The organism is Stenotrophomonas sp. NA06056 (assembly GCF_013364355.1).
Classification (GTDB): domain Bacteria; phylum Pseudomonadota; class Gammaproteobacteria; order Xanthomonadales; family Xanthomonadaceae; genus Stenotrophomonas.
Genome location: NZ_CP054931.1, coordinates 3,167,676 through 3,181,539, shown reverse-complemented (window position 1 = coordinate 3,181,539; position 13,864 = coordinate 3,167,676). Strand labels below are relative to the sequence as shown.

Below are 13,864 nucleotides of genomic sequence, written 5' to 3'. Positions count from 1 at the left end.
TACAGAGTAGCTTTGCCCGCTGAATCGCGGGTACACACGGTTGCAACGGTTCAGTCCAGCGTTGGCTGCAGGCTGGCCGACTGGATCTTCCAGGCGCGGCCGTCGGCGCTGGGCTGCACGCGGTACCAGCCGTGGTAGCGGAAGGTGCCCTCGGCAGTCACCGCGCGGATCGTCACCGGAACTTCCAGCAGGCGCGGCGGCTGCCCATCGTCGCGTGGCAGCGCCACATCACTGTCCAGGCGCAGATTGCGCACGTCGGGCAGTACGCGCAGCACAGCGTCGTCGGCATGGCGTGGGTCGGGCGGGGCATGGGCCCAGGCCGCATCGCTGCGCACCTTGTTCTGGTTGAGCAGGTCGAGCATGTAGCGGTTGAGCATCACTGCGGGCGATTCGCTGGTGTTGGCAACGGCGCCATACAGCGGGTCGACGGTCGCTGATTCCGGGGCCGTTTTCGTCGTAGGCACGGAAGGGGCGGTTGCGGCAGGAGCCGAGCCCGCCTTGGTGGGCGCCGCTGGCGCCGCCGGGTCGGCACAGCCCGTCGCAAGCAACGGGATCAACAGGAAAGAAAATCCACGCATGTCTGCCTCCTCCCCGAAGCGACCTGGAAGGCGGCAGTGTAGCGGCCAAGCGAGGCTCAGCGCGAAGAGGGAAGCTGCTCCAGCGCGTCCAGTGCCGGCAGCACCTGCGCGGCGATCGCTGCCAGTGCATGGCCATCGGTGTCTGCATGGCGTTGCACGATGTCGCGCAGCAGCTGGGTGGCCACCACCAGGGTGGCACGTTCGTCGCCGCTCAGGCCGGCCGTGCGCGGGGCTGATTCCAGCAGGCGCATCAGGTCGCGGCTGGCGCGGTGTTCCAGTTCGATGGTGCAGCGCCCGGTGCACTGGTGTCCGTCCTTTTCGATCGGGGTCACCGAGATCCGGTAGCGGGTGGAGGGGCTGGCCATGAGGGGTGCTCGCGCGGGTGGGGAGGGATGCGTCCACCATAGGCAGTGCATTGGCCGGCGACGATGGCCGGGGCTGCACGCAGTGTTCCACCCGGTCCGTTCCTGCACTGGAAAAACAGCGGCCAGACCATGGCCGGCGGGCCTGCGCAGGTGATTGCGTGGGCGCGGGAAACGCTGTGTTGCGGGGCCGAGCAGGGCATCCACGCGTGGCGTGGATCTACTGGAGAGCAGGGCAAAAAAAACGGGACGGCCAAGGCCGTCCCGTCAGGTATCCGCTGCAGGGCGCGCGCTTAGAGCGCAGCGTCCTTGAGCTTCTTCAGCGGGCGAACCTTGAGCTTGGTGGTGGCCGGCTTGGCGGCGAACCACTGCTCTTCCTTGGTGAACGGGTTGATGCCCTTGCGCTTCGGCTTGGCTGCCACATTGACGGTGCTGATCTTCAGCAGGCCCGGCAGGGTGAACGAGCCTGCGCCCTTCTTGTGCACCGAAGCGGCGACAGCGCCTTCCAGCGAGGCCAGCACAGCGCGGACGTCCTTGGCGACAACGCCGGAGACTTCAGCGATGTGTGCAACCAGGCCGGACTTGGTCAGCACTTCCTTGATCGGCTTCGGAGCGGCCGGCTTAGCGGCGGCAGCCTTCGTCGCGACTTTCTTCACTGCCTTCTTCGGGGCAGCCTTCTTAGCGGTCTTTGCCATGGTTTCCTGTTCCGTGAACGGTTGGTTGTTTGGTCGGCGCCGAACCCCGTCGGCAAGCGCAATGTAGGGCAACTCTTGGGCGCCGCCAATAGCCTGGAGTGCTGAAAGTGCATGTTTTTTCATATCCAGGCCGATTCAGTACATGGCCGGCGGTGGGGGGAACGGGTGCCGTGGTGCACTGCACTGCGGTGTCGTTGTTTTCGGTCGGGTGGGCGAAATGACTGAAAACAAGGGGAAAAGCGCCGGGTTGGTGGCGAAGAAGTGTCCATGCGCTGGCTCGGGACAGGCGCGGCGCATGCGGCGGGGCGACGCAGGGCTAACGCGGTGCGTGCCAGGGTAACGGTTCATCGCAGCCGCAACGGAGTAGGACATGGGAATCTCGCGACACGCTACCGCGCATTGGGAAGGCGACCTGAAGTCGGGCAAGGGCCAGTTGAGCACGCCACAGAGCGGTCTGCTGGACAAGACCCGCTATGGCTTCAACAGCCGGTTTGGTGATGAAAAGGGCACCAATCCCGAAGAGCTGATCGCTGCCGCGCACGCCGGATGTTTCACCATGGCGCTGTCGGCCAAGCTCGGCGAAGCCGGCTTCACCCCGACCTCGCTGGACACCGAAGCCAAGGTCGATCTATCGATGGAAGGCGGTCCGCAGCTGTCGCAGATCCGGCTGAAAGTGAAGGCGGTGGTGCCGGGAATCGACGCGGCGCAGTTCCGCGCGATTGCCGATGACGCCAAGCAGAATTGCCCGGTTTCCAAAGCACTGAGCGCAGTGCCGATCAGCCTCGAAGCCGAGCTGGGCTGAGCCAGTGCGTCTGTAGAGCCGAGCCCATGCTCGGCTCTACAGCATTCCATCACCAGTCGATGGTGCCGGAAATCACCGTCTGCACCTGGCCGCCGGACCAGACTTCGCCATCTTCATCGACCCGCAGGGTCAGGCGCGCATCGTGGCCGACTTCGCGGCCTTGGCTGACCTCGAAGGGCTGGCGGCCGTGTGGCAGGGCATCGCGCAGGTCCAGCCAGGCCGCCAGTACCGCATTGGCCGCACCTGAGGCCGCATCCTCGAAGCGGCGTCCATTGCCGACGAATGCACGCACTGCCAGGTCGTAACCTTCTTTGCCATCGGCAAAGGCATAGGCGAACACGCCCATGCTGTCGGTTGACTCAGCCAGCGTGGCGACCGCATCCCAATCGGGGCGCAGGGCGCGCAGCGCGGCCTCGTCGGCGACCTGCACCACCCACCAGCTGCGGCCGCCCTGCATGCGTGCCGGAGGCTGTGCGCCCAGCGGCCACCCCTGCAAGGCGGTCCGCAAGCGCGGATCATCCGTAGCGGCAATCTCGGCCAGTTGTGCACGCGGCGTACGGATGGCGATGCGCTGCTGGGCGCCTTCGCCGGTCACGCGCAGTGGCAGCGTCCCGGCGATGCCGTCCTGTACCAGCACCCCGTCGACCGGCGCAGCGAGGCCTGCCTGCAGCACCGCATGGGCCGTGCCGACGCTGGGATGGCCGGCGAACGGCACCTCTTTCTGCGGGCTGAACATGCGCAGCCGATAGCTGCTGCCGGGCGCCTGTGGCGGGAACACGAAGGTGGTTTCGGGCAGGCGGGTCCAGCGGGCGATGGCCTGCATCACCGTATCGTCCAGACCTTCGGCATCGAGCACGACGGCCAGCGGATTGCCAGCGCCGGGGCGCGGGGAGAACACATCCAGCTGCAGGAAACGGCGTGCGGACATCAGGCGGGAACTCCAGGAAACAGGCCGCATAGGGTAGCGCGGGGCCATGCCCCGCGAGCGCGGAGCGTGGCAGGCCGCCGGGCGTGGCCCGACGCTACCAGCAGACAGTGCCGTCGATCACCGGCTGCACCTGGCCACCAATCCAGATCGTGCCCCGAGCGTCGACGGTGACCTGCACGCGGCCATCGCGGCCGACTTCGCGGCCTTGGCTGGCGACGTAGCTGCCGTTTTCGCCGGGCAGGGCATTGCGCTGCCGCAGCCAGGCGCCGATCAGCGCGTTGGCGCTGCCGGTCACCGGATCTTCGGGGACGTTGGGCGCATCGGCCGGGCAGAACGCGCGCACCACCAGGTCATGGTCGGCATCGGGTTCGGGCGCGAACACGGCTACACCGAGCGCGCCGGTGGCCATGCTCCAGTCGCGCAGGGCCGCCATGTCCGGTACCAGCGTGCGCACGGCGTCGGCATCGCGCAGCGGCAGCAGCCACCAGCGCGGGCCGTTGTCCCAGAGTTCGGCGCACTGGCCTTCGGCGGTGGCGGCGCGCAGCGCTTCCGGCACGGCACCCGGCGCTGTCGGCAGCAGGTGCGCCGCTGGGCTGGCCAGGCGGATGGTGGGCGCGTCGGTCGGGCCGGTGACCTGCACCGGCAGCAGGCCGGCCGCGCATTGCTGTACCAAGGCCCCGTCGCGCGGCTGCACCAGGCCGCAGGTGACCGCGGCCCAGGCGGCGCCCACGCTGGGATGGCCGGCGAAGGGCAGCTCGCTGGCGGGGGTGAAGATGCGGACGTGGTAGTCGGCGCCGGCAGCGGTGGGGCGCAGGAAGAACACGGTCTCGGACAGGTTCAGCCAGGCGGCCAGGGCCTGCATGCGGTCGGTGGACAGCCCATCCGCGTCGAACACGACACCGAGCGGGTTGCCGGTACCGGGCTGGTGGGCGAAGACATCGAGCTGCAGGTAGCGGTAGGCGGTCATTGACGGGTGTATTGGGCTTAGAATCGAAGGTTCCGCCCCCAAGGGCGGCTTCCCCACATTACACATAGCCTATCCATGTCAGCTTCCCCCCTTGTCGATCGTTGGATCGTACTGAAGTTCGGCGGCACCTCGGTGTCGCGTCGCCACCGCTGGGACACGATCGGGAAGCTGGCGAAAAAACGGGCGGAAGAGACCGGCGCGCGCGTGCTGGTGGTGGTTTCGGCACTGTCCGGGGTCACCAACGAACTGACCGCGATTGCCGATGGCGCGCCGGACAGCCGCGATCGCGTGGCGGCGCTGGTCGAGCGCCACCAGGGCTTCCTGGAAGAGCTGGGCCTGGGCACCGAGGTGCTGGCCGAGCGCCTGGCCGCGCTGCAGGGCCTGCTGGACGACCCGCGTGCGCCCAGCCGACCGCTGGACTGGCAGGCCGAAGTGCTGGGCCAGGGTGAACTGCTGTCGTCCAGCCTGGGCGCGGCCTACCTGCGTGCCAGCGGCCTGGATTTCGGCTGGATGGATGCGCGCCAGTGGCTGGACGCGCTGCCGCCGCAGCCGAACCAGAGCGACTGGTCGCAGCGCCTGTCGGTGAACTGCCAGTGGCGTGCCGATGCGGAATGGACGCAGCGCTTCCGTGCGCAGCCCACGCGCCTGCTGATCACCCAGGGTTTCATCTCGCGTCATGCCGACGGCGGCACGGCCATTCTCGGCCGCGGCGGTTCGGATACCTCGGCGGCGTACTTCGGTGCGCTGCTCGGCGCGAGCCGCGTGGAGATCTGGACCGATGTGCCGGGCATGTTCAGCGCCAATCCCAAGGACGTGCCGGATGCGCGCCTGCTGACCCGCCTGGATTATTACGAAGCGCAGGAAATCGCCACCACCGGTGCCAAGGTGCTGCACCCGCGCTCGATCAAGCCGTGCCGCGATGCCGGCGTGCCAATGGCGATCCTCGATACCGAGCGTCCGGAACTGCCGGGCACCAGCATCGACGGCAATGCCGCGCCGGTGCCGGGGGTGAAGGCGATCAGCCGTCGCAACGGCATCGTGCTGGTGTCGATGGAAGGCATCGGCATGTGGCAGCAGGTCGGCTTCCTCGCCGATGTGTTCGGCCTGTTCAAGAAGCACGGCCTGTCGGTGGACCTGATCGGTTCGGCCGAGACCAACGTCACCGTGTCGCTGGACCCGTCCGAGAACCTGGTCAACACCGATGTGCTGGCGGCACTGTCGGCCGATCTGTCGCAGATCTGCAAGGTCAAGGTGATCGTGCCGTGCGCGGCGATCACTCTGGTTGGCCTGGGCATGCGCTCGCTGCTGCACAAGCTGTCGGACGTGTGGGCGACCTTCGGTCGTGAGCGCGTGCACATGATCTCGCAGTCGTCCAACGACCTGAACCTGACCTTCGTCATCGACGAGGCCGATGCTGACGGTCTGCTGCCGATCCTGCACGCCGAGCTGATCGACAGCGGCGCGATGCCGGTGGAAGAGACCGAGGTATTCGGCCCGCGCTGGCGCGAAATCGCCGGCACCGTGCGTCCGCGTGGTACGCCGTGGTGGCGCGGCCAGCGTGCGCACCTGCTGCAGCTGGCCGATGCCGGCACCCCGCGTTACGTCTATCACCTGCCGACCGTGCGTGCGCGTGCCCGCGCGCTGGCGGCGATCAAGCCGATCGACCAGCGTTACTACGCGATCAAGGCCAACAGTCATCCAGCCATCCTGCAGCTGCTGGAAGCCGAGGGCTTCGGCCTGGAATGCGTGTCGCACGGCGAGCTGAAGCATGTGTTCCAGGCCATTCCGGAACTGTCGCCCAAGCGCGTGCTGTTCACCCCCAGCTTCTGCCCGCGCAGCGAGTACGAAGCGGCGTTCGCGATGGGCGTGACCGTCACTGTCGACAACGTCGAAGCCCTGCAGCGCTGGCCGGACCTGTTCCGCAACCGCGAGCTGTGGCTGCGCGTGGACCTGGGCCGTGGCGAAGGCCATCATGCCAAGGTCCGCACCGGCGGCAAGGAATCCAAGTTCGGCCTGCCGATCGCCCGGGTGGACGAGTTCGTGCGCGCAGCTACCGAACTGGGCACCCGCGTGGTCGGTCTGCATGCACACCTGGGCAGCGGCGTGGAAACCGCGCAGCACTGGCGCCTGATGTGCGATGAGCTGGCCGGTTTCGCGCGTCGTATCGGCAGCGTGCAGACCATCGACATTGGTGGCGGCCTGCCGATTCCTTACAGCGACGAAGACGAGCCGTTCGACCTGGAGGCCTGGGCCGAGGGCCTGGCCGAGGTCAAGGCGCTGCACCCGGCGTTCCGCCTGGCGATCGAGCCGGGCCGCTTCCTGGTGGCAGAGTCGGGCGTGCTGCTGACCCATGCCACCCAGGTGGTGGAGAAGGACGGCGTGCGCCGTGTCGGCCTGGATGCGGGCATGAACACGCTGATGCGCCCGGCCCTGTACGACGCTTGGCACGACATTGAAAACCTCAGCCGCCAGGGCGGCTACGCCGAAGCGGCGTTCGATGTGGTCGGTCCGATCTGCGAATCCAGCGATGTGTTCGGCAAGCGCCGCAAGCTGCCGGTGTCGACCGCGCCGGACGATGTGATGCTGATCGCCGACGCCGGTGCGTACGGCTATGTGATGTCCAACACCTACAACCAACGGGCGATGCCGCGCGAGGACGTGATCGAATGATCACCGCCTTGCGCGCCCTGCACCCGCCCACCGACACGTCCCGCGCCTGCGCGCGGGCATGTGCCTGACCGTGCTTGAACTGGATCCACCATGACTGCTTTCGATAAACACCAGGTTTCCTGCTTCCGCTTCGTCCGCTGCGAGTTCGCCGCGGATACCGGCGTGGCCAAACTGGTCTACGCCTTCGATGACGGCCCGGAGATGGTGGAAACCGTTACCGTGCCCGGCGCCCCGTTCGTGCTGGAACCGGCCCGTGCCGACGCCGTGCAGCGCGCGCTGCAACTGCTGCACCTGATCGCCGGCGTGAGCTACTACAAGGCCGGTGTGCCCGATACGGTCAGCATCGACGGCTACGGCATCGATGCCGATACCGCCGCGCTGGTGGAGACGGTCTACCTCAATGGTCTGGGCGAGTTCGCCTACCGCAACGGCCTGAACCTGCGCGGGCGGTTCCGTCTGCCGGTGCAGGGTGAAACGGTGCAGGCACCGGTGCTGGGCCTGCAGGCGCATGCGCTGGTCGCCATCGGTGGCGGCAAGGATTCGCTGGTCAGCATCGAAGCGCTGCGTCGCGCCGGCGTGGACGAAACGGTGACCTGGATTGGTGGTTCCCAGTTGATCCGTGCCTGTGCCGAGCGCACCGGACTGCCGACATTGAACCTCGGTCGCGCGTTGGCGCCGGAATTGTTCGAGCTCAACCGGCAGGGGGCGTGGAATGGGCACATCCCGGTCACCGCAGTGAACTCGGCCATCATGGTGCTGGCCGCGCTGCTGCAGGGCGTGGACCAGGTGGTGTTCTCCAACGAGCGTTCGGCCAGCTACGGCAGCCAGATTCCGGGCACCGGCGAAGTGAACCACCAGTGGTCCAAGGGCTGGGCGTTCGAGCAGGCCTTCGGTCTGTATGTGCAGAAACAGGTGGCCGCTGATCTGCAGTACTACTCGCTGCTGCGGCCGATGTCGGAGCTGGCGGTGGCCCGCCAGTTCGCCAAGAGCGATTTCTACGACGCGCATTTCTCCAGCTGCAACCGCAACTTCCACATCCTCGGCGAGCGCCCGGTGAACCGCTGGTGCGGCGTCTGCCCGAAGTGCCACTTCGTGTTCCTGGCGCTGGCTCCGTTCATGCCCAAGACGCGCCTGGTGCGCATCTTCGGCCGCAACCTGCTGGACGATGCCGAGCAGGCCGGTGGCTTCGATGCGCTGCTTGAATTCCAGGACCACAAGCCGTTCGAGTGCGTGGGCGAAGGCCGCGAATCGCGTGCAGCGATGGCGACCTTGGCACAGCGCCCGGAGTGGAAGGAAGACGTGCTGGTGAAGCGCTTCTGCAATGAGATCCAGCCGCAGCTGGATGCCGCCGAACTGGAGCTGGCTCCGCTGATGCAGCTGCAGGGCGAACATCGGATTCCGGCAACGCTGTGGGAACGGGTGCGTGAAGATTTCGCAGCTTGAAGGCAAGCGCGTAGCGCTGTGGGGCTGGGGTCGTGAGGGCCGCGCTGCGTTTGCGGTACTGCGCGCGCGCCTGCCATCGCTTGACCTGAGCCTGTTCTGCCCAGCCACCGAGGTCGAGGCCGCGCGTGCGGAAACGCAGGGTGCGCTGGATGTACGCGGCGAACCCACGGCCGAAATACTGGCCACATTCGAGGTGGTGATCAAGTCGCCCGGCATCAGCCCGTACCAGCCGATCGCGCTGGCGGCGGCCGGGCAGGGCACTGTCTTCATCGGTGGCACGGCGTTGTGGTTTGCCGAACATGCCGACGACGAAGGCACCGTGCGCGACACCATCTGCGTGACCGGCACCAAGGGCAAGAGCACCACCACCGCGCTGGTCGCGCACCTGCTGCGCGCCGCGGGCCATCGCACCGGCCTGGTCGGTAACATCGGCCTGCCGCTGCTGGAGGTGTTGGACCCGCAACCGGCGCCCGCGTACTGGGCGGTGGAGCTGTCCAGCTACCAGACCGGCGAGGTCGCGCGTAGTGGCGCGCACCCGCAGGTAGCGGTGGTGCTGAACCTGTTCCCCGAACACCTGGACTGGCACGGTAGCGAACAACGCTACATCGAAGACAAGCTGCAGCTGGTGACCGGCGCTGCGCCGCGCGTTGCCGTGCTCAATGCCGCAGACCCGCACCTGGCGGCGCTGTCGCTGCCGCACAGCGAGGTGGTCTGGTTCAACCAGCCGCAGGGCTGGCACATGCGCGGTGACATCGTGCACCGCGGCGAGCAGGCCGTGTTCGATACCCGCAACACGCCGCTGCCGGGCCGCCACAACCGCGGCAACCTGTGCGCGGTGCTGGCCGCGCTGGAAGCACTGGGCCTGGACGCCGTGGCGCTGGCGCCGGCGGTGCAGGATTTCCGGCCGCTGCCGAACCGCTTGCAGCGGATTGGCGAGGTCGATGGCCTGACCTACATCAACGATTCGATCAGCACTACGCCACATGCCAGCCTGGCGGCGCTGGAGTGCTTTGCCGGTCAGCGCATCGCGCTGCTGGTGGGCGGGCATGACCGTGGTCTGGACTGGACCGACTTCATGCAGCACATGGCGCACGACGTTCCGCCGGTGGAGATCGTGACCATGGGCAGCAACGGCCCGCGCATCCACGCGATGCTGCAGCCGTTGGCCGACGCCGGCCGCTTCGGCCTGCATGCGGCGGGCGATCTGCCCGAGGCGATGGCGCTGGCCCGCAATGCGCTGGGAGTGCAGGGTGGGGTGGTGCTGCTGTCGCCGGGGGCGCCGAGCTACGGTGCTTACCGCGATTACGTTGCACGCGGGCGGCATTTCGCCGAACTGGCCGGGTTCGACCCGGACACCATCAGCGCGATTCCGGGGATCGGGATCGGCTGACGGTAGTGCCGGCCGCTGGCCGGCAATCTACGGCGAAAATCATCCACGCATGGCGTGGATCTACTGCAGGGCCGAGCCCACGCTCGGCTGCCTTCATTGATCCTCGTCGATGAACGCGTATCCACCATCGATCAACTGTTGCAGGTACGCATCGAAGCTGGGCGCGATCACCGCGTAGCTGTCCGGGTCGTGCAGGTAGCGCACCACCTGGCCGATGCTGCCGCCGGGTGCAGGATCGAAATCCAGATACAGCATCGAGGTGCCGCCGTTGTTCATGCAGTGAGAAAAGCACAGGCGACGGCTCATCGGCAGGTCGGCGTCGATGCCGGCACCGAGGATCTCCGGTTCGTCATCCAGCCATTCTTCGTAGATGGATCGGATGCTGTCGTCCCACTGCTGCTGGTCTTCGAAGATCTGTGCCACCGAGCGCAGGTAGTACGGATAGTCGCCCACGTCCGAGCCCAGCATCAGCACGCAGACTTCGCCTTTCGGGTATTTGCGATAGTGCGTGCCATCCACGCGCGAAAGCAGCTCCACCAGGCTGTCGGGAACCTGTGGCCACTGCGCACGCAGGCGCTGCAGCTCTTCGTCAGTGGCCCCCCGTACCCACGCCCATTGCGGAGCGTCCTCGGCGGGCAGGCGCGGAATCAGGCCAGACAGGAAACGATCAACAAGGGTCATCGGAAGATGCCAATAGCGGGGCCGGCGCAGCCGGCTTCGTGCATCGAAGCCGGCCGTGCAGCACGGCTTGTCAGCGTACCACCTGCAAATCGATGATGTCGTAGAGCGATGAGCTGTACTTGCCATGCGACTCCAGGAGGATCGCAATGCCGAGGTCCTCGATGAAGGCACGAACACTGCGATCACCATCGACCTTGCACTCCAGCCGGATTGCTTCGCCAGAAAGCGAGACTGATATATCGGCCGCCGGGAAGCGCTCTCCGATCACGCAGGACAGCTCGGTGGTGAGTGGCTTTGAAGTGCCACGTTCCGGATAGAAGACCATCGTCGTCTCTGCGCGGAACCGCTTGCCGGGTGTCCACGCTGCTGGAAGATCCTGCTTCAGCGAGCGGGTCTGCAGGGTCATCCCAGCGTCGCGCATTGATGCCAGCTGGAAAAGATTGGCCTTTGACAGCCGATGCATGGTGAACGAGGTGTAGTCCTCTGTAATCTTCAACAGCCCGTTGTCGGCCACCATGGTGATCGTTGTCGGCGTAGTCGAGGGCGGCTTTCCCTTGGGCCGGTAGCGGTAGGTCAGCGATGTGAACCGGGGTGCCAGCAATGGTTGATCCACGCCATCAGCAACCGCCTTGAGGACGGGGACATCTTCCAGCCGCCGCCCTGCCGCCTGCGGCAAGGGGCGATCTGCGGGCGGCACGTCGGGGCGCAGCAGTGCCATGACGTCCGCATCCACCGCGCCCTGCAGCGAACATCCCACCCGGGTCCTGCCTTCGCTGAATTCCAGCAGCAGCACGCGTTCCAGAAGCATGCGTCCGGCGGCGATGCCGCCGCGATTGGAAGTGGGCAACCACTGATCAGCTGCGCGGACTTCGCTGCGGACCTGCATTCCACGATCGCCCTGCAGGCGGTCGGCGTGTTCGATCAATGGAGACAGCTGCTTGACCACCGCATCCAGTGGCGCGTCGAAGGTGAATCCCCAGGCCACATAGCGCCCCAGAACGCCCAGGTCCGAGGCGTTGTCGAAATAGGCGGTGACCGGCAGGCCGGCAATGCGTGGTCCGCCGCGGAGCTGGACTTCGTTCGTGGCATCGGAGCGATCGCTGCTCTCGATCCAGTTGATGGCCCCCGTGCCGCCCAACGTTGCGTGCGTGGCCCACGCATCTGCGTGCTGGTGCAGGCTGGAGAAGAAGCTGGCGTCGCAGCGGCTGAACGCGGTGAAGGTCTCGTCAAGGGGACTGGCTGTCAGCTGGGCGGCCGGGAGCAGCAGGGAAAGCGAGAAAAGCGCAGCGGGATACAGGGTTTTCACTAAGCAGGACATCCTTGTTGGGGAAGAGGTGCATGGCTGGACAGAATCTATCGGCCTGTTTCTGCGGGGCTGAAGTGATTACCGCGGTTCCTGCTTCTGCTTCACACCAGACACGTACACTTCGGGTTCCCTCTCGATGGAGCAGGCGCATGAACCGTTGGCGTTGCGGCGTGGCGATGGTACTGGGACTGGCGGCGATGCCAGCGTGGGCGGCGATGAAGACCCAGCCGGTGGAGTGGAAGCACCAGGGCACGACCTTCAGTGGTGTGCTGGTCTATGACGATGGCGACGATGACAAGCGCCCTGGCCTGGTGATGGTGCCGAACTGGAAGGGCGTGAACGAATCGGCCATCGAGAAGGCCAAGCAGCTGGCCGGCGATGACTACGTGGTGCTGGTGGCCGATGTGTACGGCAAGGGCGTGCGACCGAAGACCGATGCCGAGGCCGGGCCGGTGGCGACCAAGCTGCGCAACGACCGCCCGCTGCTGCGGGCGCGGGCGCTAGAAGCGGTCAACGTGTTGAAGGCACAGGCGGGCAAGGCACCGCTGGACGCCAGCCGGATCGGCGCGGTGGGCTTCTGCTTCGGTGGCACCACGGTGCTGGAACTGGCCCGCGCCGGCGCGCCGCTGGCGGGGGTGGTCAGCCTGCATGGCGGGCTTGGGTCGCCCTTGCCGGCACAGGCCGGCGGCAGCCATCCTTCGGTGCTGGTGCTGAACGGCGCCGACGACAAGAGCGTGACCGCCGAGGATATCGGCAGCTTCCAGAAGGAAATGGATGCGGCCAAGGTGGACTGGGAGTTCACCAATTACAGCGGTGCGGTGCACTGCTTTGCCGAGCGTGATGCCAACAGCCCGCCGGGCTGCCAGTACAACGAGCGGGCCGCCAAGCGTGCCTGGAAGGCGCTGGATGAGTTCTTCGAGGAGCGCTTCATGTAGAGCCGAGCCATGCTCGGCTGCGAAAGGCGTGCCGACCAACGGTCGGCACGCACCGGAATGCTGGTTTGGTGGATGCCGACCGTTGGTCGGCACACCTCCCCATCAATGCGAGCGTTGCACCGCGTAGCGGGCCAGGCCGCGCAGGGCGGCGACGGCATCGTTGTCGGCCAGGCCGTCGAGCGCGCGCTCGGCGGCTTCGGCATATTCCTCGGCGCGGCGGCGGCTGTATTCCAGGCCACCCGTGGCGTGGATCGCGGCCAGTACTTCAGGCATCGCCGAGGCGTCGCCGTTCTGCACGATCGCGCGCAGGCGCTGGCGGGTGGCCTCATCCGAATGCGCCATCGCGTGGATCAGCGGAAGCGTGGCCTTGCCCTCGGCCAGGTCGTCGCCGAGGTTCTTGCCCAGCTCGTCGGCGTTGGCCGAGTAATCCAGCACGTCATCGGCGATCTGGAAGGCGTAGCCCAGGTGCATGCCGTAGTCGTACAGGGCCTGCTGGGTGGCTTCATCGACGCCGCTGGCCAGCGCGCCCAGGCGGGTACCGGCGGCGAACAGCACCGCGGTCTTGCGCTCGATCACGCGCAGGTAGGCGGCTTCGTCGGTGTCCGGGTTATGCACGTGCAGCAACTGCAGCACCTCGCCTTCGGCGATGCGGTTGGTGGTGTCAGCCAGGATCTGCATCACCGACATCCGGTCCAGCTCGACCATCAGCTGGAAGCTGCGCGAGTACAGGAAGTCGCCCACAAGCACGCTGGGCGCGTTGCCCCACAGGGCATTGGCGGTGCTGCGGCCGCGCCGCAGGCTGGATTCGTCCACCACGTCGTCGTGCAGCAGGGTGGAGGTGTGGATGAACTCGATGATCGCGGCCAGCTGGTGGTGCTCGGGGCCGGCGCCGCCGACGGCATGGCCGGCCAGCATCACCAGCATCGGCCGCAGGCGTTTGCCACCCGCGGAAATGATGTGGTCGGCGATCTGGTTGATCAGCACCACATCCGAGGACAGCCGGCGGCGGATCAGGGCATCGACGGCAGCCATGTCGGCTGCGGCAAGCGACTGGATCTGGGACAGGCCCAGGGCGGGACGGGTGTCTTCAGTGATGGTCATGCGATC

13 protein-coding genes are annotated in these 13,864 nt (G+C 66.8%); 5 read left to right on the top strand and 8 right to left on the bottom strand.

The features are described 5' to 3' along the window. Positions 1-50: 50 nt before the first annotated feature. From HUT07_RS14260 to HUT07_RS14250, 3 genes are all read right to left on the bottom strand, one after another. On the bottom strand, positions 51-464 hold the full coding sequence (locus HUT07_RS14260) for a hypothetical protein (protein ID WP_343203033.1): 414 nt from the start codon (positions 462-464) through the stop codon (positions 51-53). A 170-nt stretch (positions 465-634) separates the two neighbouring features. After that, positions 635-943, bottom strand: a complete 309-nt coding sequence (locus HUT07_RS14255; protein ID WP_099819298.1) for a DUF3861 family protein — start codon at positions 941-943, stop codon at positions 635-637. A 290-nt stretch (positions 944-1,233) separates the two neighbouring features. Continuing rightward, a complete protein-coding gene (locus HUT07_RS14250; RefSeq protein WP_089239384.1) occupies positions 1,234-1,635 on the bottom strand; it encodes an HU family DNA-binding protein in 402 nt (133 codons plus the stop codon). A gap of 370 nt (positions 1,636-2,005) precedes the next feature. Here HUT07_RS14250 and HUT07_RS14245 point away from each other — a divergent pair, with 370 nt between their 5' ends. After that, positions 2,006-2,437, top strand: coding sequence for an OsmC family protein (locus HUT07_RS14245; RefSeq protein ID WP_176021484.1), 432 nt, complete (start codon positions 2,006-2,008; stop codon positions 2,435-2,437). Positions 2,438-2,486: 49 nt separating this feature from the next. On the opposite strand, the gene HUT07_RS14240 is transcribed toward HUT07_RS14245, so the two are convergent. Both HUT07_RS14240 and HUT07_RS14235 read right to left on the bottom strand, forming a co-directional pair. Beyond that, positions 2,487-3,365, bottom strand: coding sequence for a PhzF family phenazine biosynthesis protein (locus HUT07_RS14240; protein WP_176021483.1), 879 nt, complete (start codon positions 3,363-3,365; stop codon positions 2,487-2,489). 94 nt (positions 3,366-3,459) lie between these two features. Further along, positions 3,460-4,332 carry a PhzF family phenazine biosynthesis protein gene (locus tag HUT07_RS14235; RefSeq protein WP_176021482.1) on the bottom strand — a complete coding sequence of 291 codons (873 nt, stop codon included), beginning with the start codon at positions 4,330-4,332 and terminating at the stop codon, positions 3,460-3,462. A gap of 75 nt (positions 4,333-4,407) precedes the next feature. On the opposite strand from HUT07_RS14235, the gene HUT07_RS14230 reads away from it, so the two are divergent. The 3 genes from HUT07_RS14230 (at position 4,408) to murD (ending at position 9,835) form a co-directional block, all read left to right on the top strand. Next, complete coding sequence (locus HUT07_RS14230; protein ID WP_176021481.1) at positions 4,408-7,002, top strand: bifunctional aspartate kinase/diaminopimelate decarboxylase; 2,595 nt, start codon at positions 4,408-4,410, stop codon at positions 7,000-7,002. 90 nt (positions 7,003-7,092) lie between these two features. Then, on the top strand, positions 7,093-8,445 hold the full coding sequence (murL, locus tag HUT07_RS14225) for a UDP-N-acetyl-alpha-D-muramoyl-L-alanyl-L-glutamate epimerase (RefSeq protein ID WP_176021480.1): 1,353 nt from the start codon (positions 7,093-7,095) through the stop codon (positions 8,443-8,445). After that, complete coding sequence (murD, locus tag HUT07_RS14220) at positions 8,426-9,835, top strand: UDP-N-acetylmuramoyl-L-alanine--D-glutamate ligase (RefSeq protein WP_176021479.1); 1,410 nt, start codon at positions 8,426-8,428, stop codon at positions 9,833-9,835. Before murL ends, murD begins: the two co-directional genes overlap by 20 nt. Positions 9,836-9,928: 93 nt before the next feature. On the opposite strand, the gene HUT07_RS14215 is transcribed toward murD, so the two are convergent. Together HUT07_RS14215 and HUT07_RS14210 are read right to left on the bottom strand one after the other, a co-directional pair. Then, positions 9,929-10,516 (bottom strand): SMI1/KNR4 family protein, encoded by a 588-nt coding sequence (locus tag HUT07_RS14215; RefSeq protein ID WP_176021478.1) that lies wholly within the window; start codon positions 10,514-10,516, stop codon positions 9,929-9,931. A gap of 70 nt (positions 10,517-10,586) precedes the next feature. Beyond that, complete coding sequence (locus HUT07_RS14210; protein ID WP_254898874.1) at positions 10,587-11,822, bottom strand: hypothetical protein; 1,236 nt, start codon at positions 11,820-11,822, stop codon at positions 10,587-10,589. Positions 11,823-11,971: 149 nt separating this feature from the next. On the opposite strand from HUT07_RS14210, the gene HUT07_RS14205 reads away from it, so the two are divergent. Next, positions 11,972-12,757, top strand: a complete 786-nt coding sequence (locus HUT07_RS14205; RefSeq protein ID WP_176021476.1) for a dienelactone hydrolase family protein — start codon at positions 11,972-11,974, stop codon at positions 12,755-12,757. 102 nt (positions 12,758-12,859) lie between these two features. Here the strand turns inward: HUT07_RS14205 and HUT07_RS14200 are convergent, their stop codons facing one another. Next, a complete protein-coding gene (locus HUT07_RS14200) occupies positions 12,860-13,858 on the bottom strand; it encodes a polyprenyl synthetase family protein (RefSeq protein ID WP_176021475.1) in 999 nt (332 codons plus the stop codon). Positions 13,859-13,864: the final 6 nt, after the last annotated feature.